Annotated in this window: 15 protein-coding genes; 8 read left to right on the top strand and 7 right to left on the bottom strand. The window is 40.3% G+C overall.

The features are described from left to right. Positions 1-15: 15 nt before the first annotated feature. Both RI844_RS11600 and RI844_RS11595 read right to left on the bottom strand, forming a co-directional pair. A complete protein-coding gene (locus RI844_RS11600; protein WP_348394830.1) occupies positions 16-1,482 on the bottom strand; it encodes a sulfatase-like hydrolase/transferase in 1,467 nt (488 codons plus the stop codon). 51 nt (positions 1,483-1,533) lie between these two features. Then, entirely contained in the window at positions 1,534-4,749 is a 3,216-nt protein-coding gene (locus tag RI844_RS11595) for a hypothetical protein (protein WP_348394829.1), read from the bottom strand. A gap of 416 nt (positions 4,750-5,165) precedes the next feature. Between RI844_RS11595 and RI844_RS11590 the strand changes: the two genes are divergently transcribed. After that, entirely contained in the window at positions 5,166-6,188 is a 1,023-nt protein-coding gene (locus RI844_RS11590; RefSeq protein ID WP_348394828.1) for a LacI family DNA-binding transcriptional regulator, read from the top strand. On the opposite strand, the gene RI844_RS11585 is transcribed toward RI844_RS11590, so the two are convergent. After that, entirely contained in the window at positions 6,185-6,322 is a 138-nt protein-coding gene (locus RI844_RS11585) for a hypothetical protein (RefSeq protein ID WP_348394827.1), read from the bottom strand. The genes RI844_RS11590 and RI844_RS11585 overlap by 4 nt on opposite strands. Positions 6,323-6,843: 521 nt before the next feature. On the opposite strand from RI844_RS11585, the gene RI844_RS11580 reads away from it, so the two are divergent. From RI844_RS11580 to RI844_RS11565, 4 genes are all read left to right on the top strand, one after another. Then, a complete protein-coding gene (locus RI844_RS11580) occupies positions 6,844-10,554 on the top strand; it encodes a hypothetical protein (protein WP_348394826.1) in 3,711 nt (1,236 codons plus the stop codon). A gap of 607 nt (positions 10,555-11,161) precedes the next feature. Further along, positions 11,162-14,044, top strand: a complete 2,883-nt coding sequence (locus RI844_RS11575; protein ID WP_348394825.1) for a TonB-dependent receptor — start codon at positions 11,162-11,164, stop codon at positions 14,042-14,044. Positions 14,045-14,467: 423 nt separating this feature from the next. Beyond that, positions 14,468-15,493, top strand: a complete 1,026-nt coding sequence (locus RI844_RS11570; protein WP_348394824.1) for a LacI family DNA-binding transcriptional regulator — start codon at positions 14,468-14,470, stop codon at positions 15,491-15,493. A gap of 3 nt (positions 15,494-15,496) precedes the next feature. Continuing rightward, positions 15,497-16,870, top strand: a complete 1,374-nt coding sequence (locus RI844_RS11565) for an MFS transporter (RefSeq protein ID WP_348394823.1) — start codon at positions 15,497-15,499, stop codon at positions 16,868-16,870. Positions 16,871-17,493: 623 nt separating this feature from the next. Here RI844_RS11565 and hpt read toward each other — a convergent pair. Next, positions 17,494-18,033, bottom strand: a complete 540-nt coding sequence (gene hpt / locus RI844_RS11560) for a hypoxanthine phosphoribosyltransferase (protein WP_348394822.1) — start codon at positions 18,031-18,033, stop codon at positions 17,494-17,496. Positions 18,034-18,085: 52 nt separating this feature from the next. Beyond that, positions 18,086-19,207, bottom strand: a complete 1,122-nt coding sequence (locus RI844_RS11555; protein WP_348394821.1) for a pyridoxal-phosphate-dependent aminotransferase family protein — start codon at positions 19,205-19,207, stop codon at positions 18,086-18,088. Positions 19,208-19,511: 304 nt separating this feature from the next. Between RI844_RS11555 and RI844_RS11550 the strand changes: the two genes are divergently transcribed. Together RI844_RS11550 and RI844_RS11545 are read left to right on the top strand one after the other, a co-directional pair. Next, complete coding sequence (locus RI844_RS11550) at positions 19,512-20,351, top strand: outer membrane protein OmpK (RefSeq protein WP_348394820.1); 840 nt, start codon at positions 19,512-19,514, stop codon at positions 20,349-20,351. A gap of 168 nt (positions 20,352-20,519) precedes the next feature. Then, positions 20,520-21,785: a malic enzyme-like NAD(P)-binding protein gene (locus RI844_RS11545; protein ID WP_348394819.1), complete on the top strand. Its 1,266-nt coding sequence runs from the start codon at positions 20,520-20,522 to the stop codon at positions 21,783-21,785. Positions 21,786-22,189: 404 nt separating this feature from the next. Here RI844_RS11545 and RI844_RS11540 read toward each other — a convergent pair whose 3' ends face one another. Continuing rightward, positions 22,190-23,107, bottom strand: coding sequence for a DM13 domain-containing protein (locus RI844_RS11540; RefSeq protein ID WP_348394818.1), 918 nt, complete (start codon positions 23,105-23,107; stop codon positions 22,190-22,192). A gap of 198 nt (positions 23,108-23,305) precedes the next feature. Here RI844_RS11540 and RI844_RS11535 point away from each other — a divergent pair, with 198 nt between their 5' ends. After that, positions 23,306-25,489 (top strand): hypothetical protein, encoded by a 2,184-nt coding sequence (locus RI844_RS11535; protein WP_348394817.1) that lies wholly within the window; start codon positions 23,306-23,308, stop codon positions 25,487-25,489. Positions 25,490-25,614: 125 nt separating this feature from the next. On the opposite strand, the gene RI844_RS11530 is transcribed toward RI844_RS11535, so the two are convergent. Continuing rightward, positions 25,615-26,286, bottom strand: coding sequence for a YceH family protein (locus tag RI844_RS11530; RefSeq protein WP_348394816.1), 672 nt, complete (start codon positions 26,284-26,286; stop codon positions 25,615-25,617). Positions 26,287-26,348: the final 62 nt, after the last annotated feature.

Raw genomic sequence — 26,348 nt, 5'->3', positions numbered from 1 at the left:
TTTAATTTTTAAGCGCTAATAGCCTTCGGAGCCTTCCGATCTTGCTATGCGCTCTTTGGCTTTTTTCTCGTTATGTTTTTTATTTGCCGCTTTGATAGGGCCATCGGTGAGTTTTCTGAAAATCGGATCTTGTAACTCTGTCGCCCACAAATCCATTTCAACTTTCTGCTGGTCAAAGGTGTTACTTTGTTTTTCGCTTAAGTCATGGCGTTCGGCCAAGTCATTGGATAAATTATATAAATGATCGCCAATTTGACTAGAACTGATCGCTTTGGCGTTACCTCTACGGCTGGCTAATATGTTGCTATCAAAACTGCGCCAAAATAACACATCATGCGGTAAACCCTGGTTTTCGCCTAAGATAAAGGGCATCAGGTTAACCCCGTCCAGTGGTCGTTCTGTACTGATCGAGGCATTCGTTAAACTGGCGAATGTCGCAAGAATATCGAGAGAACTGACCGGGTTGTTATAATCAACTCCGGCAGGGATTTTTTCAGGCCAACGCACCGCGAATGGCACACGTATACCACCCTCAAAAAAGTCGCCCTTCATCCCTCTTAGCGGCACGTTTTTAGCCGATGATTTTAACGCGCCACCATTATCCGATAAGAAAAATATCAGCGTGTTGTCATCCAGGTTTAGCTGTTCGAGTTTTGCCAGTACGCTGCCAACGCCGTCATCCACTGCGGTGATCATCGAGGCGTAAGTGCGCCTTTTTTTGTCTTTAATGTGAGTATTGCGGGCTAAATATTCTTTGCTTGCTTGCAACGGCGAATGTGGCGCATTGTAGGCCAGATATAAGAAGAACGGGTTGTCTTTTTCCTGCTCAATAAATTCAATTGCTTCACGAGATAATTCGTCGGTTAAATAGGTTGAGGTTTCAACCACTTCATTATTGCGTAACAGCTTGGTATGGTACCAGGAATTTGAAGGTGATTTGTGGCTATCCATGGCAATACCTTGTGCCTCGTCTTCATAGATTAATTCTTCCGGGAAGTAGCGATGGCCACCGGATAAGAAGCCATAAAAATGATCAAAACCGCGGTTGTTGGGATGAAATTTAGGATGGCTTCCCATGTGCCATTTGCCTATCGCACTTGAGGTATAGCCAACACCTTGTAACACTTCAGAAATCATTTGCTCTTCGAGTGGCAAACCGGCCAGTGGATCTGTAGGGTCGATTATCGGATTTCGACCAAAACCAAACCGACCCTGGTAACGACCGGTAAGTAACCCCGCTCGACTTGGTCCGCATACTGAGTAGGTAACATAGCCATTAGTAAAACGGGTACCTTCATTGGCGATACGATCAATGTTCGGGGTGACGATGTCTTTACTGCCGTTAAATCCGACATCGGCATAGCCTTGATCATCAGTGAGAATAACAATAAAGTTCGGTTTACTGGCCTTTGCCCAGACAGGATTGACTAATGTAAGTAGTAGCGTTACTGAGTACAGAGCCAGATTGTAAAATTTGTTCATGGTGTAATGGTTCCAAGTCATAGTGAAGTTTTATTCATGGTCAGTGCTTTATTAACGTTCGCCCCAGTAAAATTGCGCCCAGCCGACTTCATTACCTGTGGTATTCAAAGTCTGATCAGTGTCGATTGCAACGGTCAGGTGATTCGTTGGAAAGATAGCCGATTCAAATAACACCAGACCATCAACAAGCTTAACTTTGAACAAGGTGGCAAGATCTAGGTTGTCATTGTTTTCGCCATCTACGGCTACCATTGAGCTAGTGTTTGCACCGGACTTAATATACTGACCAGTCAGGCTAGACTTCAACGCCACGTAATCGCCAGATAAACGTTCAACCGAGAAAAAATGCGCATTTGCATCGGCTACAAGCTTGCCGTCGGCCAGTAAATTGTTTGCGCCATCGACGTAAAGAAGTTCATCGTTAATGGCTGAGCGGATCCATACTTCTTTACCAATAGGTGCATCGGGCAAGCTTTGCCAACTAAATTGAGACCAAGTGCCTTTGCTGCCGTCACGATCGACTTTGTAGTCATTAGCAGCAGATGTGCGCATATGCTTAGTGGGATAATTTTTTGCGCTAAGAAGTACATTACCGCTACTGTTAAGTTGCCACTGCCATTGCGAGTAGTCGCTGGCATTAACTTCAGCTTGCAGGGCTTGCTGAGCGGCGGAGAAATAGCGGATCATTTCTGTAGTTGTTCCGCCATATGAAGCAAGTTGTACAAATCCATCAGCCAGCGTATTCACCTTAAATAAACTACCCAGAGTGACAAAGTAAGCTTCGCGATTGGCATTTACCTGCGTCGAGGTGAGCAGTGGATCGGTGCTACTATTATTTAACCCAAGGTACTGCTCTGAATGCAGTGACTTGAGTACAATTGTTTGATCGTTTGGCGCGATGGCAATGCTTGGGTCTTGTAAGCGAATCACCGTCAGTGATACAGGCTCTAGTGTGGTCGTAACCGTATTGCCGGTTATTGTTACTTTACCAAGGCTGCCGTTATCATCTTGTAGGACGATTGGGTATTCATCTTCAGGGGAGGTGCCTGTGTACACCCAGCGGCTATAAATACTGCTTGGCTGGTAATCGGTTAATGAGATATTGATGTCTTCTGCTTGATTATTTTTGTTGAGTAAAATAATCGATACCTCCCCGGTACTAGGTGCGCTACTGGCGAAAACCCGCACTTTTCCCTGGATGGCATTAAGGTTTAAAATGTTCGGCAAGCTATGATGGTTGATCATTTTAAGCACCTGGCCAACGGGAGTCAGATTGTTCTCGTCGGTATTTTCCAGCGAGTTTGCCTCGTGATGGTAACCGCCATACTTACCGTCAAATGGGGTATGAGTATTCCAGTGGATTAAATGAGTCAGGTTTTTGTGCTGGTTGGCCGTTAAGCTCATCTCGGCAAAAATTAATGACTTCCATAAGTCATTGCCATAATTTCCTTCTGGTATTTGGGCGGCTGGTTCCGGATTGGGCTCAGGTAAGTCGTTATGGGTAAATCGTGTACCGATATTGGCGGCAATACCATCGGCAGAAAGTGAACCATCACTGTTCACCCTAAGATAGCTGCCCGGATTGTTATACGCTTCTAAGCGAAAAAAATCAGCCTTGGGGTGGAAGATCCACAATCCGTTTGCCAATATTGATTCACTCGACAGAGTCACCGGGTTTGCTGCGTTGAGAGGGTCTCTGCTAATAAACCCTGCTTGCTCTGGAGAGTGTAGTGTTACGGCATTGATACCATACTTTTCCTCGGCCTCAGTCATGATGAACTGGTAGGAGTGACTTTCTGAGCGGTAAGCATCGGCAACTAAGGTATTATCGGCTTTTAGGCCTACAAACTTTTTGTTTGCCAATGAAAACAGCATGCGCGGTGTATCGCTGGGGAAACAGATGTTAGCTTTCCCGAGTACTTGCTGTGGCAAACGAAGATCAAATTGTTCGGCCATCAGCATGTCTTCGGTACCTAGTTGAAAGCGAGCGCTGTTGGCATCATAACTGAGATAAAACCCCGGGTGTTGCTTCGACTCCAGATAGTATTTTTTAGCGTTTTCACGCAAACGCCATTTACTGCCGTCTTGTGTGGCAAGACCATCAATGGTGATTGGTGACAAGGTATCATTATCTGCTTTGATATAACCGGAGCTATCATGGTTAAGTTTTAAGCCAAACCAGGAATCGTCAAACATTTCAATGTTTATCAATCGGTTAACGCTAGTTACGCTGGCCAATTTAGTCAGTTGTAAACCATCAGTTGCAACACCGAGATAAGCTTTATCCGCTGCGGTATAGAAGAAGTGCAAGCCGGTAGGGTCTCTTTCGGCATAATTACCGCCAGTGACACCATATTCCGTGACAATCATCGGCACGTCTTTATGACTGCTGCTCGTGTCGGCGTAGCCTTGTAGCAGATCTATTTTAGGAATAACGCTGCCGTTGTGATCTCGCCAGTCTTCATAAGTTTCGCTCCAGGCGGCACCATGTAAATATTGGTGTGGAGAAATAAAATCAATATGGGCTGACACCAGAGGATCTGCCAGAGCTTGTTTTACCCAATTGGAGCGGCCATCTTCGCCAAAGCCTATTTGGATACTTGGGTCTACGGCTTTCATCGCTTGCGCGACTTCGACAAAATGACTGAAATAGGTGTCCTTGTCGGTATGAGCCTTAACTTCATTGCCCAACTGCCAGTATTTGACCTTGTATCCTCTGGTAATATTTGCATACTTTACCCATTCAACCGCATGTTGCTTTAAATCTGCAAAACTGACCACGGTATCAGGATAATTATCTTCGTCATATGACAACATATTGACCACGATAAGGGGCTCTGCACCGGTTTTGTCGGTGTAACTGATGTACTCATCAAAATCGACAGAATTTTTAAAGTAGCCATTGTCATCAACCGCCCAGTAAAGGTTACCAGGAGATGTACCTATAGATGCCACTCTTGGTGTTAAACCTTCGACGCCATCACTAAATGGTGCATCGGTAAACAGGTAATTATCAGCCATGTGCCCGTACGGAAACCTTAGTATGCTTAATTTCATCTCTTTTGCCCGCTCTTTCGTTGAAACCGTGCGGGGCATATGTTTGTCGGAGTCCAGTAAAAAAGTGAGGTTCTCGCCAATAGGCGGAGCAGCCTGTGTTTTTAGCACTTTGCTATGGTCTATGCTGATGTACTCCTGAGCCTGAGATTGTTGACATAACAATAAGCTCGGCAAGACTAAAGCCATTACCCTTAAGTGTTTTCTTAACATTTTTATGCACCTTGTTTTGGCTAAATAAGCACCGCATTACAGAAGGAGAACGTTATCATTGTTTTTTCTGCTGTTCAATAGTTGTTAACATCTTATTTACTGCTCTTGTAGTCGAGCTTATGTGAGTTTGAAAATGACGCCTATATATAACCTGTTGTTATTTAAGTGGTAATTCCTGCTTGTGGAGTTTGTTTTAGCGAGGTAAAAATTTTACTATATACTTCATATTAAAGGGAGGTGTAAGGTTATCGATTTCCCTTTGTGGGTCTTTAAAATCTTGTCGATAGCCACGGCGAGGCATTTTGTTTATCATGCTAATGTCCTGAAGAAATTGAAAAATAAATGCCTCAGATTGTTCAAGTAACTATGACAAAAAAAGGGATGGCCTGAGTGAGTAGAGGAGTTGTACTAAAAATATGATCACCATAAAAGATGTTGCCCGTGTTGCCGGAGTTTCTCCTTCAACCGTGTCTAGGGTCGTTAGGGGGGAAGGCAAGGTAGGCAAAGTTTGTCGAGCCAAAGTACAGAAAGTTATTGATGAATTGGGTTATCGACCTAACATTAATGCACAGGCACTGGTGAATCAAAAGTCGAATACCCTTGGCGTGATTATGCCCAATGTGTCGATGAGTTTTTTTGGTGCCTTAGCTTGTGGTGCTGAACAAGCGGCCAAAGAGCAAAACTACCGAGTAGTAATTAGTAATGCCTTTGGTAGCGAAAAAGCGGAAATGGAGGCGATAGATTCATTGATGCAACACCGCTGTGATGCCATCGTAATGCACAGTGCTCATGCCAGTGATGAGGTTTTGTGTAAGTTGGCAGACAAAATTCCCGGTTTGGTTTTCATTAACCGATTTATTCCGCAAATCCCCAACCGCTGTGTGTGGCTAGATAATAATCTTGGTGCTCAGGAAGCTGCCCGTTATATATTGAGTAAAGGTCATATCGATATTGCTGTAATTACTCGAGAAGTGATGAACTCCGATGCCAAACTTCGTTTCGAGGGGATCAAAACCGCATTAAACAGTGCCGGGGTTAGTTTAAATGAGACGAACGTAGGCCGTAGAGATGCCGATATGGCTGGGGGCCGCGCCGCGGTCAGGGAGCTAATAAGTAACGGCGTTAAATTCTCCGCCGTGCTGGTTTATAATGACAATATGGCGATAGGGGTCATTCATGAGTTACACGCTTGTGGAATACAAGTACCGCAAGATGTTTCGGTCATAGGTTTTGACGACCTGTTAATTTCAGTGGCCTGTTTGCCACAACTAACCACCATGCATTATCCGGTGGAAGAAATGGCCAGTTATGCCGCCAAATTGGCGATTGAACTGTCGGAAAACTCCATCTCATCGGGACGTACCCACTTATTTATGCCACATCTGGTTGAGAGAGGTTCCGTGATAGAGGCTACAGCTATCGAGACTGAAATTGGCTAACAAGTATCAGTAACACCGGCAGTTGTCGAAACCATTAGTGAAAACAATGCGTCGACGCCTTCACAAAAGGTAGCGTTGAATGGTGGCTTCTTTTGTTCATTCTTCCCTGATAAAAGCGCTGCATTAGTCGCCATTGCTTTTATCAGATCAACCGTGTCGGCCCTTTCTACCTAATATCTCCTTATGCAGATTGGCATTAACTATAGCGATCATTTTTTCGCATTCATTTTCCCTTTGATAGTTCGGTTGTCTGATAATTGTTAAAGCCGGCTTGGCGGTCATTGGCTGTTCATTGTTATCGCTGCCTGGTTATGTTGCTTGTTGTTTGGGCTGTTCTGAGTGGTCCCTAAACAGGGGCCTGATAATTTGCAATTGCGGCCTTTGTTTATCAATTAACATGAATTTAACTAGCGTTAAAGAGAACGTTACCTTTTGATTTTGTAGATTTAGTGTGAAGTTATTTTGTTTTGTGGGTTTTTATTTAATAGGCTATTTTACATGTATTTAGTGGCGTAAAGTTGCAGTTACGTTAATTTCCTTTAAGTTTTTTGAAAAATAAATATTACCACTGGTATTTACAAATGAATAGAAGTATGCAATTTTAGGTATAACGTTATCCCTTGCGAAATTTACAATAATCAGTACGAGAAACAATATGAGCATATTATTCAAAAACAAAGTTGCTTCCGCTGTTGCGGCTACATTACTCCTTTCGAGTGCACCATTATTTGCTGAAAACTTAATTCCCGAAGGCGATCTTGAATCATGGACTGGAAATAACATAGCTTTTGATACCGGCCCTACATTAGCAAACGGTACGACCCAAGCTTGGGGGCGAATTGGTAGCGGTTGGTGTCGTTTTATCGATGATACGATCACCTCTGAAAAAGTTGGGGTTACAGAACATGCACCTGAAGGGAATACATCGAATGTAGCCTATTGTAATCACCTACGTACAGATGATAGCGGCGGTATTTACCGATCACTTGAAAATATAGAGTTAGATAAAACCTATAGTGTTTCAGGTAAAGGAGCGACACGTGGCGCTTTGCAATGGGCAATTGAGTACACTAAGCAAGGTGAGGATGTTGTTACTGTCGTTGATATGGACAACGTAGTAGTATCAGATCTAGCTTGGGTTACGATTGAAGATATGTTCACCGTGCCTGTTGATGCTGATTTGACCAAGGAATTTCGCGTGTTTTTACACACACAACGAAGTGCAGCGTTTCCTGATGCGGCTATCAATAACACCGAGCGTTCATTAATGTGGGTAGATGACTACGAGGTCGTTGCCCAGATAGAGTCTGTTGAATACTTTACCGACAGTGACTTAGAAAGCGTAACTGGTTTTTCCTCTGGCAACAGTACTTTGGGGAATGGCAATGGTCCGCTTTTGTCTGATGGCGTAACCGATGCCTATATTGCCGAAGCGGCTGGTTTCAAGTCAGGTTGGACTCGCTTTATCAATACCGACAGAACCCAAAGTGGCCCTGCAGGCTCTGAAGCGATACCTGCAGGCAACGACAGTAACGTTGTCTTCTTTGCTAACCATAACCGTAATAACGATGCAGCCGGCCTTGGCCGTATTGTTGAAGGCATTCAAGCGGGTGAAACGTATCAATTATCTGGTGATGCGGCAACAAAAGGTAGTATTCGATGGGGTTACTCTTATGTTAAAACCGGTGAAGAAACAAGAACTCCAGTTGCGTTAACTAATATTGTTGAATCTGATGGAGCTTGGGTGAATGTGAGCGATAGCTTTGTTGCACCAGCTGATATAGACGCAACGAAAAACTTTGTTGTGTATATATTCACCGCGCCGAGTACAGCATACCCATTACCTTTAACTGATGATGTTCTTTCACTAGAACGCTCGTTATTATGGACCGATAACTACTCATTGATGGGACCTCCATCTCTGGCCGACTCAGATGGAGATGGTGTACCAGATTCAGCTGACCCATTCCCTAATGATGCAGCTGCCAGTGTAGATACCGACCTTGATGGTAAACCTGATGAGTATAACGCCGAATGTGATGAAACATGTCAACAAGCTAGTGATTTAGTTATTGACGACGATGATGACGGCGATAGCGTACTTGATGTTAATGATGGTTATCCACTAGATAATACTCAAAGTATCGTCATTGGCTTTGCCAACCAGTCTGGCATGACCGTTGAAGGAGAAGAGTTTACTATTGATGCTAGCCCTTCAATTCCTAACAATGAGGCTGCTACTTACACATGGTCACAAGATTCAGGCCTACCTGTTGACCTTACACCGAATGGCAGTTCAGTGACTTTTACTGCACCAGTCGGCATAACTCAAATAGAAGAAATTGTTATTTCCTTGACCGTTGAAGATACAATATCAACGGTATCTGACACCTTCGCGGTAACTGTTACTAAAGCACCGTCCATTGCCACTCCTGCAGCAACCGTGACCGGCATGCTAGATAGTGACGGTATGGTTTTGGCCTATGGTGAAAAAATCCAACTGGATGGTTCTGCTTCAACGGACAGTGATGACGGTATACTTACGTATCAATGGAAGGTAAACGGAGTTCCTATTACCTTTAGTGATGCCACAGCGGTTAATCCAACATTCTATGTGCCTCTAGTAAAAGCGGATACGCCGATCACCATAGAGCTTACGGTTACTAACTACCAAAGAGACTACGACGGTTCTTACCTTCTGAATGAAAACGGCGATAAAATTGTGTCTACTTCAGCTACCGTTGCAGTTCCTGCCACGATTAAAAAAACCTATCCTGTTGTTGAATATCCACTTGAATACTTCCCTGACGGCGATTTAGAAAGTGTAACTGGTTTTGCAACCGAGGGCTGGGCAATAGGTAATAAAAGCTTTAATGATGAAAATTCAATTTTCTTGTCAAGCGTTGATGAAAAAGGCAATCCTGTCCCGGCATACGGTCGTATCGGCTCTGGAGGTTTTGCAAGATTCATAAACGAGACTCGCACGCAACTAGAGCTTGGTTATGATGTGCGCGCACCAGAAGGCAGAACAGGGGTTGTTGCGTTATTTAACCATTCGCGTGAAGATCATAATTCTGGTATTTATAGAGAAGTTGAAGGTATTGTACCTGGTGCAACTTATACATTAACGGGTGACGGTGCCACAATAGGCACTTTGCAATGGGCCTATGCCTATACAAAAGTAGATGAAGATACGGTAACGATAGTGGACTTAAATACCACGGCTGAATCTGCCCTTACTTGGGTAACCTTAACGGAAGATTTTGTTGCGCCAGCCGACATTGATGTAACACAACCATTTAGAGTATACATGCACACTGTAGGTGATGCGTCTGAGGTGCTGAAAAACACCGATGAAGCGAGACTGTGGATTGATAATTATTCACTGCAGGAGCTTCCATCGGGTTTAGATACCGATTTAGATGGCGTTATCGACCTAAACGATGGCTTTCCTGAAAACGCAGCAATAGCTGCCGATACCGATGGTGATGGTTTACCTGATGATTATGTGAAAACCTGTGATCAAACTTGTATCGATAGTTCGTCAGTCACCCTTGATAATGATGATGACAACGACGGCGTACTAGATGTTAATGATGGTCATCCTAAAGATAGTCAACAAACAATCAAGATCGCGATGGCACAAGATGCTACAAACGTATTCGAAACAGAAGAAGTTACTATCGATGCAAGTGCTAGTATACCCAATGCCGAGAATGCCACTTATGCCTGGACTCAAGAATCAGGCATACCAGTAACCTTGATGGTTTCTGAAGCGGGCGGTAGCGTTATGTTTACTGCTCCAGATGACTTGGCACAAGAAGAAGTTATCGAACTTAAATTAACGATAGAAAATGGTATTGCATCGGTTTCAGAAATACATACGGTTACAGTAACAAATGCACCATCTGTAATAACACCTAATTTAAAACTAAGTGGTATGGCGGATGTCGAGGGTATGACGTTGCTCGCTGGTGAAACAATTACCATCGACGCATCTGCTACAACCGATAGTGAAGCTGGCCAACTATCTTATGTTTGGCAAGCTAAAGGCGGTGTACCGATTGACTTTCAGGAAAATTTTGCTAATCCAGCAAGTAAAATATTTACCGTGCCTGAGATTAATTCCGATACCCCTCTTACAATAGAAGTAACCATCTCTAACTATCAAAGAGATTATGATGGCTCTTATATATTAGATGAAGAAGGTAATAAAATAGAGTGGATATCTGAAACGGTAGAAGTACAAGCAACGGTTATTAAAACCAAACAAGAAAAACCAGATAGCGGTTCATTTGGATTCTTAACTATGTTCTTATTATCAGGTTTAACGGTAGTTAGACGATTTTCAAGAAATAATAAATAATAACTAGCAACACAACAATCTCCCTTCAAAGGCTTCTATTAGAAGCCTTTTTTTAAATGTGAAGAAGTGGCTAATGATACATCCTTAATACTACTGCTGGCGAGAGCCCCTGATCACAATCTTACTGAGATGAACGCTGCATATGTTAGAAGATATGGCTATTGTTGTTAGCAGGCGCATAAGATGACGCTGGAGCCGTTGTCGAGGAGAAAAGATAATTAGTCAGTTTACGGAAATTTACCTAGCCACTCATTTAAATCTGCAGAAAGATATATAATATAAAAACCCTATTAAAAGAGATCGTTTTCCTTGTTTTGTTATTAGGTTTAACAATTTTTACGCATTTTTTTAACAAATCAATTTACTTGTAACCCTATGAGTTAATTGATTTTATTTTTGTATTTACTTGTTAGTTAAATTGACTACGAGTGGTTTTCATGGTGTTTTCAATGTTGTTATATTGATCGTATGAGGTTGTTGTGGTAACGTTGTCCCTGGTCTGGTGCTCTATATTTGAAGTATGAATGACAAATCTTGAGCTGCTAGTATAAATGACATAAAAACTAAAACGATATCGATAACTTGATACATTCAAGGTGGGGAAACAATGAAAAAGTCCAAATTAAGTTTAGCCTTACTAGCAGCGATTGCTGTACAAGTGCCTGCTTACGCCTTTGTAGTAGATGCTGAAACCGAAGTTGAAGTAAAAACGGCAAAAGAAAAGGCTGTAGCTAATGACGTAGCATTAAAAGAAGATGCCATTGAAGTAATAACTGTTGGCGGTATGCGTTCGAGTGAAGTTGCTGCCATTAACATGAAAAAATTTGCTACTACTATTTCTGATAACCTTTCAGCCGAAGAAGTAGGGGCACTGCCTGATCAAAGTATTGCTGAATCACTGGAAAGATTAACCGGTGTAACTGGTAACCAAGATAAAGGGCGTAGTAATACAATCTCTGTTCGTGGTATGGGCTCGGCTTACACGCTTACCACATTAAATGATCGTGAGATTGTTAGTTCATTTGGTTCTCGCTCGGTAAACTTAAGTTTATTTCCATCCGCAAGTATTCGTAAAGCACAAGTTTATAAAACTGCAAGAGCTGACTCATTAGAAGGCGGTATCGCGGGCCAAATAAACATGGAAACCTTTAAACCATTAGAGGTGGATAAAAATATAAGAACATTATCAGCTACTGCAAACAGTAATTCGGTTTATCAAGATTTATCCGAGGGAGATAAATATGGTAAAAAACTTGAAGCTCTAGTCAGTCACCATGTTAATAACAATCTAGCGATTTCGCTTGGCGTTTCAACTCGAGACGATATTCGTTACATCGAAGGTATCAAAAATGGTCCGCTAGTGACCAATCAGTCTAACTTAACCGATTGGAATGGTGATGGTGAGTATAATGAAATCTCTAATCCTGCCTCATCACTGAGTTCGAAAAAGTTCGATATTGACCAAGATTCAATATTTGCCGCTGCACAGTGGGCTCCTACGGATGATATGGTCGTTAGTGTAGATTACCTAACCTCAAGTTATGATTTTACTATGAGTATGGCGACATTGAGCCATTGGGGCTTAGCAAATGGTCAATCATTAATTGATCCGGCAATGGCAGATGTTGATCCAAATACCAACTATGTTATGAGTGGCATGGCAAGTGTAAATTCTATCGGAAAACGGGATGTTAACGTATTAAACGAAGATGACACTGAAGTGTTTGGTGTTAACGTTAAATACCAATTGACCGACGATTTACAGCTTAATTTTGACGTTTCACAATCAACGTCAGACCGTTTTTACAGCTATCGTTCAGGAAGTGGTAAATATGGTGCAGGCATGAATCATTACCTAGCATTTGATCACTACAACGACGAATATGGTTTTGAATACCTTGGTAGTGATAGTGACGGTAGTGCTTTTAATCCTGAAACATATGAATTAGATCAAAGTAAACTTACCAGTGTTAATAATGATCCAGAGCTTTGGGATTTTAACAGTATTAATAATTCTCAAAACTTTATGGAAAGTGAAGTGCAAGCCGTTAAGTTTGATCTGACCTTAGATCATGAGTTGGGGGTTTTCCACCAGTTTAAAGTTGGCGCACGATATTCTGTAAATACCAAAGACTATATCGATGATGCTGAGTTCTATGATTCAGGTACAGACAACTGGGCTCAAATTAGTGATGTTGATTTTCATGCCATAACCGACACCATTACTGATAAACCATTCCAAAAGCTGGATAAAATTAAAGGCTTCGATGATGTTTTCTATTTTAATCCAGGTGATATCTTAAATGATAAAGCAGAATATTTACCGGTCAGAGCATTAGATGATGCCGATAAATTAGCAAGCTATGAATTAGAAGAACAAACCACAGCAGTCTATGCACAGGCAAGCTTTGCCGGTGACTGGTATGATGGTGTCTTTGGAGTTCGATACTATAAAACTGAGCTTGATTCATCAAGTTGGCAAAGTGAATTTTATTTAGAACCTGTAGATGAGACACTTGAAGAATTTGAACTCATTGTTGGTGACCTATCGTGGATGACAGAAAAGCACGAATATGAAGGCATCTTACCAACGTTGAATGTTAACTTAAGGTTGATTGAGGATGTCGTAATTCGAGTCGGTGCAGGTAAAGCTATTATGCGCCCAAGTCTAGGTGAAATTAATTCAAGTGTTGCCCTTAAATCACAAGAGTTTGATCCGAATACCCCAGCAGAAAATAAAACCCTAGGTAAAGCAGGTAACCCTTATTTAGATCCCGTTGAATCTAAGCAAGTGGATATTTCATTTGAGTATTACCCGACCAGATGGGATTACTATGCACTAGCCGGTTTCTACAAAGACCTTGACGGTATTTATGAGCAAGGTGCAACCTTTATCCCGGCTTCAGGAATGACAGACCAAAATGGAGAACCACTGCTTTTACCTGTAACATCAGCTGTTAAAGCAGATGGTGGTACAGTATCAGGTTTTGAATTTTCATTTAGACAAAACTTAGGTACATTTACTGATTACTTAAAAGGTTTTGCTATATCTGGTAACTACATGGATTTCTACCATGATGCGGTTCAAGATTACAACTCAAGATCTCCTGGACAAGCGCCACTGGATAGACCAACTGAGTTATATTACCAACCACTTGGCTGGATAGACAGTACTTATAACGTGGCCATCACTTATGATCACGGAGCAAAATTTTCGGCAAGATTAAATTTAAATCAACAAGAGTACCAAGCAAGTAAAGACGGTAATGATTATGCGGCGCAATGGCCAAGTAAAAATCTTAGCTTGAGTTTGAAGTATAAATTCAACAAACATTTTCAAGTCTTTGCACAGGGTTCTAACTTGTTAGACGAAGAAACAACAAAGGGTAACCTTGCAAGTAATAAAGTGGGAGAAGCGCACCCAGATTTCATTTTTGAGCAAACTCACCGCGGCATAAGCTATTACGCAGGAGTTCGTGTTAACTTCTAACTAATCATCGCTCTTTGTGTAATAACAAAGAGCGGCTTTATTCTTGATACGTTTGAGCATAAAAATGTTATCCATATGGTGTATTGGAACACTCATACTTCATAGGGTGGGGGAGCTTGATAGTTCTAATTCTCTGAACAATATTGATAAAAATGAATTCCCCCCGATAGAATAAGTAAACAAACTCGTTAATAACAATACCTTAAAAATCAAATAAAAACAGATTTACAAATTTTATCGTTAACAGTCATGCACTTGTTGAGTAAGTAATTGAAAAAGATAAATTAAATCGGTAGTTAAGTTGAGGGCTATGGTAATTTAGGGAGGTTTCTGGTAACGTTACCATAAGTGTTCTCCCTTATTTAGCCGAAGCACACTTTAGGGATAAATTTTAGTGTCGAAGCAAATGGATGAAATTAAATTATGATCACCATCAAAGATGTTGCACGCGTTGCAGAAGTGTCAACCTCAACCGTGTCTCGCGTAGTTAGAAAGCAAGGAAAGGTAGGTAAAGCCTGTCGAGCGAAAGTTCAAAAAGTGATTGATGAATTAGGTTATCGACCAAACATTAACGCTCAGGCATTAGTGAGTAAAAAGTCTAATTCTCTTGGTATTGTGATCCCAAAAGTTTCAATGCCTTTTTTTGGTACATTAGCTTGTGGCGCTGAAGAAGCAACCAAAGAAAATAATTATCGAGTGTTAATTAGTAATGCCGATGAAAGTGAGCAAACTGAACTTGATGCGATTGACTCTTTAATACAACATAGATGCGAGGCTATTGTTTTTCATAGTGTGTATAACAATGATGATACATTATGTGAACTGGCGGAAAAAATTCCAGGACTGGTATTCATTAATCGCTTCATCCCTAAAATTGCCCACCGATGTGTTTGGCTCGATAACAATTTAGGGGCACAAGAAGCGACCCGCCACCTGATCAGTAAAGGTCATACCGATATTGCTGTTATTACTCGTGAAAACATCAATACCGATGCCCAAGTCCGCCTTGATGGGGTGAGAACAGCACTAACTAATGCTGGTATTAAATTAATTGATTCAATGGTCGAATCGGCTAGTACAGCCGATATGGAAGGGGGCAGGGAAGCTGTTCGTAATTTATTAAAAAAAGGAATGAAATATACAGCGGTACTGGCTTTCAACGATAATATGGCGATTGGTGTTATCCATGAATTGAATGCGCAGGGTATACGCGTACCGGAAGATGTTTCTGTTATCGGTTTTGATGATTTACTTATTGCTGTCGCTTGTCTACCTGAACTATCTACTATGCATTATCCAATAAGAGAAATGGCGAATTATGCTGCCAAATTGGCAATTGAATTATCGGAAAATTCTAGCTCATCAGTACGTACCCATTTATTTATGCCCCATCTGGTTGAAAGAGACTCTGTAAGCGAGGCTGCTGTCATCGAGGCTAGAGCAAGTTAACCCGTGTCGGTAGCAACCTCAGAGATAAAGAAAAATAGTGAAAATAACGCACCAACGCTTGCAAGAAAATTAGCGTTGGGCGGCGGCTTCTTTAGTTTATTTTTTGTTGATAAGGGCGTTGAATTACTCGCCATTCCTTTTTATCAGATGACCTTGGGTGTTGATCCTTTTCTGTTTAGTCTGGCGCTAACCATTCCTATTATTTTTTCTGCATTTTTATCGCCCTGGGCAGGTAAGCTATCAGACAATTGCGAAAGTCGGTTCGGTCGTCGTCGTCCGTTTATTGTTGTTGCAGCCTGGTTAAATTGTCTGTTCTTTGGTTTGATTTGGATGGTACCTGAGCATTGGTCGAGCGAAACACAGCTACTATACTTTTTTATTACCTCATTATTGTTTTATCTGGCATCACCTTTTTACAGTGTGCCCTTAACCTCGTTATCATATGAAATTACCAGAGATGTTAACGAACGAATAAAAGTGATGGAAATAAACTCCTACTTTATTAAGCTAGCCTCTATGTCGAGTCAGTGGTTATTTCCGTTGGCGACATTAACCATTTTTAGCAGTGTATTTGTCGGCATTAAAGTTGTGGGTTGGAGCATTGCGATATTGGTTATTGCAGTTGTTGGTATGTTACCCGCATTTTTTATTCCAGACAAAAGTGTTGTAGTTAGGCAAAGCGTGAAAGGTATTACTGTTTTGCAAAGTATTCGGACGATACTATCTGTACCTTTGATGCGATTGATCTTTGTGATCGTTTTTATTCAACTGGGCTGCGCTGCTTACGCTGCAAGGATGGATTACTATATATTGGTGTACTATATGAACGACGGCAATATTAGCGAAGGAGCGGTATGGAAAGCGGTACTTTCCATGGGCTATGCGATCATCGCGGCGGTTTATATTCCGATAGTATCCCGGCTGTCGAGAATTTATGGTAAGTTGCCGACATTAAAAGTAATCTTTACCTTGGCTTTAATGGGGGGCATTGCCAAATGGTTTATCTTTGCTCCCGGAGTACAGTGGCTGTTGCTACTGGATCCTCTGCTTTGCGCCGGGATCTGGACCGCAATGACCATAATAATTCCCGCCTTGGTTGCCGAAGCAAGTAATCAGGATAGTGATAATACCAAAGTGCGTCGGGAAGGTGTCTTTGCGGCATTACATGGTTGGATGGCAGCTATAAGTGTGATGTTTGCCTTGTTGGTTGGTGGTGTGAGCTTGAACGCAATTGGCTTTGATGCCAGCAAAGGCAGTGAACAATTACCATCAGCTTTGCAATATATGAAATATATCCTGAGCCTTGGTACAGCAATTTCCAGTTTATTCGCCATTTTGGTTTTGCATAGATTTCAAAAAAAGCATTATAAGGCTTGAATGAACGTGCTGATTTTGTCCTAAATTACTACCTATTCACAGCCTCAACTACTCTTTTAAACTGCACTAGCTGTTAAGTAAATTTGGGTAGCCAAGATTAATAAGAGATAACAAAAATGAGTTTAACTTAGTGTAGTAGCATAGTTAATTTGGCCATCTAATTCTTTGAATTACTATACTCATGTAAGTTGAGGGATCAATAAACAGGCTATTCTAACAACAAACTCTATAACTACGTTACGTCAGCAAAGTATATGGACTCCTCCATTTCATCAAGTATTCCTTTATTAGGTTAATGGCTGTATAGCCGTTTTTGCCAATCGTATACTTCCGATTTTGCATGTTTAGACAGTCAGAAATTCATTTTATTTTCCACAACACGTTTAAGGAAGCCGTCATCTTGCTTATGCTAGTGAGGAGTAACGGTGTCCTATTTCTTCTTGCGGCAATGAACCGCTCAATTGAAGGTTCTGAATCGAATTGAGAATAACGCATTCTGGTGTTGTCTCTGAGCAATACATGATTTTTTTTTGTTAAAATCGACTACTAAAAAAAAGCCTAAACTGAAAATCCAGTTTAGGCTTTTACTTAATGCGCGAGCATTTAATTTTTTCTCAATTGAGCTAGGTGCCTGATGCTATCGGGACAACTTTGCCAATGTAGGGGAGGTGACGATATTTCTGTGCGTAGTCAATACCAACTCCAACCACGAATTCATCAGGGATTTCAAAGCCTGCCCATTTAACATCTACCGTTTTTTCACGACGTGTAGGTTTGTCTAATAATGTGCAAATTTGAATCGAATTCGGCTCTCGCAAGCTCAAAATTTGCAACACTTTACTTAAGGTATTGCCTGTATCGATAATATCTTCTACCAGCAATACATCTTTACCTTCAATGTTATCATCAAGATCTTTAAGTATATGAACATCACGAGAGCTTTCCATGTTATTGCCGTAACTTGAAGCAGTCATAAAATCAACGCTATGATTAACACTTATTGCTCTTGCTAAATCGGCCATAAAAACAAATGAGCCACGTAACAAACCGACCATGACCAATTTATCACTGCCTTGATAATATTCGCTTATTTGTTGCCCTAATTGAGCGACTCGGTCTTTGATCTCTTGTTCAGAGATCATCACCTCAATTTCATGTTTCATATTATTTTCTTTATCAATTCCACATAATGAAAAATATTGTTAAAACCTTTGTTTATTGATTTAATGCATCTTCTAGAGCGGCTAAACATAAAGCTACGTTTTCGCTTCTAGCAGCATAACCCATAAGACCAATACGCCAAGCTTTACCGGCTAAATCGCCTAAACCAGCGCCAATTTCCAAGTTGTATTTGTTCAATAAGTAATTTCTTACTTTAGCGTCATCTACACCGTCAGGAATATAAATAGCATTTAGCTGCGGTAGGCGTTCTTCTTCAGGTACGATAAATTTAATACCTAATTTGTCTAAGCCCTCAGCAAGCATGTCATGCTGCGCTTGATGACGTGCCCAGCGGTTTTCAATGCCTTCGTTTTGCAATTGTACTAATGATTCATGTAAGCCATATAATGAGTTAACCGGAGCTGTGTGGTGGTAGCTACGTTTACCGTCACCAGACCAATAACTCATTACTAAAGATTGATCTAAGAACCAACTTTGGACAATCGACTTGCGGTTTTTAATAACATTTACTGCTTTTTCACTAAATGAAAGAGGAGATAAGCCAGGAACACATGATAGACATTTTTGCGAGCCAGAATAAATGGCGTCAATGCCCCAATCATCTACCTTAAGCTCAATACCACCAAGGGATGTAACGGCATCAACAATAGATAAACAGTCGTGTTGTTGCGCTAGAGCACACAATGTTTTAGCGTCAGATACCGCGCCAGTAGAGGTTTCGGCGTGAACAAATGCTAAACATTTAGCGTCTGGATTGGCAATTAATGCTTGTTCTACTTTGTCCACTTCAACAGCGCGACCCCAAGGCGAATCAACCACAATTGCTTCACCACCACTGCGGATAACATTTTGGATCATTCGATCGCCAAATACGCCATTACGACACACTATTACTTTATCACCAGCTTCTATTAAGTTCACAAAACAAGCTTCCATACCAGCAGAGCCAGGAGCTGAAAGTGCAATAGTAAATTCATTTGTTGTTTGAAATGCATACTGAAGTAATGCTTTTACTTCATCCATCATACCAACAAATAGTGGGTCTAAATGACCAATTACCGGTCTTGATAATGAAGCTAAAACTTCAGGGCTAATGTCTGAGGGGCCTGGGCCCATTAAGATCCTGCGTGGAGGATTAAATGATTGAAAGTTCATTTTTGTTTATGCCTTTATTTGTTGAAATAACGATTACTTATCTAATTGATAGCAAAACCTGTCACAAGTGTCAAGTTTTGCTGATTCGAATATTCCACTTACCACATCGTGGAAAACAATTAGTTGACATGCATGTCAAGATTTGTAATTTTAAATTCAGATTTAACTAAATGCTAACCAAATGTTGATGTTTTAATTTAGTATCAATATGGTTCTTGGAAAACTTTAAGTCTTGTACAACTGATAATAATTATAAAATAAAATAGAACGAAACTAATAACTGGAATAAAAGTAAGGGTAAAATATGAAAACGAATAAAATTATTAATACTGTTGCGACAACAGTAATTGCATCAGCAGCATTAATGAGTGCTACTGCTTCTGCTGAAATCTGGGGGAATACAGAAGTACACCTTCAAGCTTTAGGTGAATTAGAGCAAGTAGGTACTGGTGGTACAGCTGATACAACTATTATTACTTTCCAACATGCTGGTGGTTGGGAGTATGGTGATAACTTTTTCTTCGTTGATCACTTACGTTATAGCGTTAACGATGATGCTAACTTTCCAGTTGATGATAGTAGCGAGTTTTATGGTGAATGGTATTCAAATTTCAGTTTAGGCGCAATTACCGGTAGTGACCTATCGTTTGGTCCTGTTAAGGACATAGGTATTGTTGCGGGTGCTAACTTCGCGCCTGAAGTTGATAGTATGTGGGTATTACCCGGTGTTAGATTTTCATTAGATTTACCTGGCTTTGCCTTTGCTCAAATTGATGTAACCAGTTATATACATCAAGGTGGTGGTAGTGCCTCTTCTCAAGTGTTTACCGTTGTTGATGAAGATTCAAGCTTCATGGTTGACTTTGCCTGGGCTTACCCTTTCAAAATTGGTTCAACAAGCTGGAGCATCGAAGGTCACTTGGAATATATCGACGGCCGTCAACAAACTAATAACTTTGGCACGACTGAGCTTGAATCATGGATTTTATTCCAACCGCAAATTCGTTTAGATTTAGGTGAAGTGTTAGGTAATAAAGCTGGTCAATTATTTGTTGGTATTGAATACCAATACTGGCAAAACAAGCTAGGTGAAGATGGTACTGACGATAATGCTGCCCAATTTTTAGCAGTATGGCGCTTCTAATTTATTAGTTTATACAACTTTCCTAACGAGCAACTTTTGAAGTCATCATAAGTTGCTCATTTAAAATCAGCTGTGTTGGACATGTAGCTGATTTTTCAAATTGCTCTTTCTAAGAGCAATATTATCAACTTCCCAATCAACACATTTACATTAATTTAAAGGTCACTTATGAGCGATTTAAAACAACGCGCGCTGGATTATCACGCCCATCCTAAACCAGGAAAAATAGCAATTGAAATAACCACTAAGGCTGAAACTAGCGAAGATCTGTCGTTAGCCTATAGTCCGGGTGTTGCCGAGCCGTGTCGCGAAATAGCCGATAATTTCGAAAATGTGTATAAGTATACCGGCAAAGGCAATACTGTAGCTGTTATATCAAATGGTAGTGCTGTTTTAGGGTTAGGCAATTTAGGCCCGATGGCATCAAAACCTGTAATGGAAGGTAAGGCTCTATTATTTAAACGGTTTGCCAATATTGATTCGTTTGATATAGAAGTTACTCATAAAACCCCTGAAGAATTCATTAATACGGTCGCAAGTATTGCTGACACGTTTGGTGGTATAAACCTTGAGGACATCAAAGCGCCGGATTGCTTTATCATTGAGAAAGCCCTACAGGAACGCTGTAAAATTCCAGTGTTTCACGATGATCAGCATGGCACAGCCATAGTAACTGCTGCTGCAATGCTCAATGCGTTAGACATTCAAGGTAAAGATATTGAACATGCCGCTATTGTTTGCTTAGGGGCTGGAGCTGCAGCGATTGCCTGTATGGAGTTGCTTATTCAATGTGGTGCTCAGCGTGAAAAAATATATATGCTAGACACCAAAGGCGTAGTGCACACTCGCCGAACCGATCTAAATGAATACAAAACTTTATTTGCCAATAATACCGATAAACGTACTCTTGATGACGCAATCGAAGGCGCGGATGTGTTTGTTGGGGTATCAGGACCTAATTTACTCTCTAAACAGCAGTTGTTAAAAATGGCAGACAAGCCAATTGTATTTGCTTGTTCAAATCCAGATCCTGAAATAAAACCTGAACTTGCTCATTCAATTCGAAATGATTTAATTATGGCAACTGGCCGTTCTGATTATCCGAACCAAGTGAATAATGTATTATGCTTTCCTTTTATTTTTAGAGGCGCACTAGATGTAAGGGCGCGTAAAATAAACAATGAAATGAAGTTAGCTGCGGTACACGCAATTCGTGCATTGGCCAAAGAACAGGTGCCAGAAAGCGTTTTAAAAGCCAGTGGTGAAGCGTCGTTAAGTTTTGGTAAAGGCTATATTATTCCTCGCCCTATGGATCCAAGGTTGTGTAATAACGTTGCCAAAGCAGTAGCTCAAGCTGCTGTAGACTCTGGCGTTGCGGCGTTGCCTATGCCAGAGCATTACAACTACGCAGATGAAAGTGTTGAATTTGCTTAACCAAATGACGTTTTGATTTTCGCAAAGTTGCTAAGTCCTGTTTACAGGGCTTAGCAACTTTATGTTTTAGTTCATGTAACCATATTGGCTATTTTATTAATCAGTTAATTAAGCTATGGTAAATTTAATGGGCATGGACAACCTGGTAGTGATTGTATGAAGTATTTATTAAATTCCCCCTTTTTTAGTGCTCTTTTTGCACTTATTGGTTTACTCGCTTTTTCTTATAACCCTGAATATCAGAATGCTCCCGCGGTTTATTTTTTCATAACCTTATATATATTTTTCACTTACAGTACAGCTTATTTTACTTTAAAACGGTTGCGAGTCTTCAAGGGAGAAGTGGAATAATAAAGTCTGCTATATCATAAAGTTCTCATATTGTAACTCGTCATTAATTTAGTTTATGGCATAAACTCCAAGTTACCAAAGTCCACAGCAAAATCTACGCACCAAACACTAATACCGGTTAAATCATCCAGAGATTTTCCATTTGGTAATTTAAGTATTAGCGTTTCATCATTAAACACAATACCGGTGATCTTTTTACTGATAATAAATGCCCCATTGCCACTATATTGATGATTCTTTGCTGCATAAATATAAACTTCCGGGCCACCACCATCATAGGTAAAGTTGCTAATTTCAATAGTGCAATTGTCTATTATGGTGGCATTGCCGCTTACATCATGGGCAAACGTTGCAAATGCGCCGGAATAGCCAACCATTGGGTGATCACTATCACAAGTAGTGAGCTTACCTTCGCCTATCTTAACTAATGACTCGTTAAAGTGATAAATGGCATCGTATTCACTAATTAAAGATTGATAAATTCCGGTTGTTTGCATTAATAAATTATTAGCTTGTTGCTCAAAATCGTTGGCTGCAAAATCTAAGGTAATATTAGAAAATAACTCATGGATATTGTCGGTAATGGTAATGCCGTTATCAGCATTACCATCATTATCAAGGGATTGTAATAAACGCAATAAATTACTTACTGGCACTTGGTATACGTCATCACTGGCAAAAACATCAAGTGGCGTAATAATACTTTTAGCTTTTATTTTTGGCAGATTAACATCGCCAATTGCAAAGGTAATAGTTTCAGACTCTAGGTATACGAATTCACCATTAACATTTGTTAAACCTTCTCTTGTCGTAGTTTTAAAGCGCAAACCTTCAACCGTGTAGTCTATAAATTGACCACTAAATTCTTGTGGCTCAACAACTTGGTTAACGTCGTCTGAAGCACTACCGCCTGACCCACCACAAGCCAAAAGTAACGTACTAACGCAAAAAGCAAATGCTGTCTTTAACAATGGTATCCCCTAGAAATAAATTCTACTACTAATGATAGGTCATAAAAGATGGGGAAATTATAACAAAAGGTTCACAATTGCGTTATTTTGAGCCGAGTTGATTCAGCACTTATACGATAAGAAAAATTTTGTTTATAAAACTTAAATGTTAAGTGATAATAAGCTGGTATAAAAATAATAATAAAAAAGGAAATATCATTGAAAAATCTTCTTTTGTTGATAGTCACTCTTACAACTCTATCCGCTTGTAAATATGGTAATGACAAACGTTCAATTTTTTGGGATGAACAAAACAATGTTTCTATAATACGGCAAATCGAGTCCGAATCTAACGATAATAGAACGCTTGCTTCGTGCATTGCGATGCCATCTACTTGGGATACTGTTTTGACTGTTAATGCAAAGGGCAGTCACCAAGTTGAAAGCGCAACCATAGAATTTGACATTGTACCGGACACTTATTCAGATGGTGTTATCGAGATGAATTCTCATTACCCAATGCCGGGTTATGATTGGCATTGTTATATCGATGTGGCTCGTGATTTTGCTGATACTGATAAAGGAGAAATACAATTTACTTTTGCGCCTGAAGAAAATATTTCTATGGTATATACGAGTATTGGTGTTGTTAGTGATGAAAGGCGTAGCGAGCATTTCCACGGTAACCTAGTATCGCATCAATTATTAGCCAGTGATACTTATGCATCATATTGGAAAGTTAAACACGACGAAATAGATTTAACCTATTGGCAAACTATATCAATTGGTAATGATACGTTAATTTTTGATAGTACATATTACAGCAGCAAAGGCACTGAATCTTTCCCTTTATATCGCTTTAATAATGATGGCTTGCAGCGATTGGCAGATATGCCACAAACTGAATCGCTCTATATGGTGAATGGTGTATATATATCACAGAGTAATTTTGATGCTGACATAGATGGCAATGAGCAAGCATGGTCTGATATTAGTTTCTCTACAAATCTTGAAACTTGGTCAGCGCCGGTTACTTTGCCACAAATAGCTAAAGTTCAGTGGGACCCAAGAGATCAGCAATATATTGCGTTTAGCAACGATTATAACTCTCCAATGGTTAACTCTACTCATCAATCTAAAGATCTTATAACCTGGACTGAAACCCAATGGATTAATCGTCAATCACCTAATGTTGCATTTTTAAATGATGGTACAGCGGTTATTGAAACCAGCACTCCAATTGATCCTTATTGGATAAGAAATAACGCCACCGGTGACTGGGAATCTTTAGATATCATGCCAGATGATGGGATCGATGGTGCGGTATTATTCCTCGGCCATGGCATTGAGTCATTCAATAACCGTCTACATACTACAGGCCTTAGAAGAATCGATGGTATTAACGAGAGTATACTATACGGTTATTCGGATAATGGTAGCGATTGGATATGGTCGGAAATAGGGCTTTATGAAGATGTAGGCTTAACACTTACTCTAATTCACCTGTCTAATGAAACGATTCTTTACAGTACGAGTAACGCGTTAATGGTTAGCACTGATAATGGCAAAACTTGGGTGTCAAAAACTAAACCGACCAGTTTGTTTAATGAAGATGAATTTTCGGATGTGTATCAAAATGGCAGTGTGCGAAAGATATCCAGCTATGAAGGTGGCTACATTGGCACAACGAGTATTAGTTCTGGCTCACCGACACGAACCACTGCGTTGTTTAAAACTCAAGACTTTGAAACTTATGAGTTTCTCACGTTAAGCGGCAACATTGAGCCGATAACCACAACAGATGAATTACTATTCATTGAGAGCACCATCGATGGCGTTGAGATCCAAGCGCTAACTGAACCATCACCAGATAATGATCTCGACGGTATCAGTGACTTTGATGATGCAGATGATGACAATGATGGTGTTAAGGATGAAAAGGATGCCTTTCCGTTAGATGAACATGAATCAGTGGATACCGACAATGATGGCACCGGTAATAATAGCGATACCGATGATGACAATGATGGTGTTAAGGATGAAAGCGATGCTTTTCCATTAGATGAAAATGAGTCAGTGGATACCGACAGTGATGGCACCGGTAATAATAGCGATACTGATGATGACAATGATGGTGTAGCAGATAAAAATGATGCGTTTCCGTTAGATGCAAATGAGTCTGTTGATACCGACGGTGATGGCATAGGTAATAATAGCGATACCGATGATGATAATGATGGTGTAGCAGATGATAATGATGCGTTTCCGTTAGATAACTCTTTATCTGTTAATGATGAACCTGAGTCAAGTTCATCGGGCGGTTCAGTTAACTTTTTCCTTTTATTTAGTGTGTTTTTGATTTCAATATGTCGACAAATACGCAGAGCTAAAGTACTAAAATAGCTGTTATTAAATATTATAATAAGCAATTTCAATTTTAAAAAAACCTCACGAAAGTGAGGTTTTTTTATGAGTGCAGCTTATTTGGAGTAATAATCATATTCCAATTTATTTTACTCACACCCTAACTATTTATTTGCAAGTAATTCGGTTAATAGAGCAACATCGTCAGTCAATGACGCAACTTTTTGCTCCAGCATCTCTATACGAGCTTCAAGCTCTGCTTGGCTTGCTGACGTTGATTGTTCTGCCTGCTCAAATGAGTCGCTTTCCACAGATAAGTTTTCTTCAATATCCGAAAATAAATGTACATAACGTGATTCTCGTTTGCCGGGTTCACGCGCCAGTTTTTTAACAAACTCTATGTCATTTAGGTTTTGAAGTTGATTAATTGTAGTTTCAACTTCACTAACATCACTAAAGTCAGCTAATCTGTTAGTGCGGGTTCTTAACTCGCCAGGAGTTTGCGGTCCCCGGAGTAACAACACACAGATAATTCCTCTTTGTTGTGGAGTAAATTGCAAATCACTAAATTGTGTATTACAAAAACGGTGGATATATTTATTCACCCGGCCTGAAGACATTTGGTCGATCATCAACAGATTCATTTGAATTAATTGATCAATTTCATTTTGCACATCACTTTCAGAGAGTGACATTACCGGCTCGCGGTTACTTTTTTGGTTACAAGCGTTGGTAAGAGCATTTAATGATAGGGGATATTGTTCGGGTGTGGTGATTTCTTTTTCTAACATTACACCAATAACACGACACTGTTGAGCTGATAATGAGATCATCATAGATAGTATCCTTATGACAGTAGTACTGCATGTTATAGCAAGCAACATGGCATAATACTATG

Source organism: Thalassotalea fonticola (assembly GCF_032911225.1).
Classification (GTDB): domain Bacteria; phylum Pseudomonadota; class Gammaproteobacteria; order Enterobacterales; family Alteromonadaceae; genus Thalassotalea_A; species Thalassotalea_A fonticola.
The sequence above is the reverse complement of the archived record's forward strand: the minus strand, read 5'-3'. Positions and strand labels throughout refer to the sequence as shown.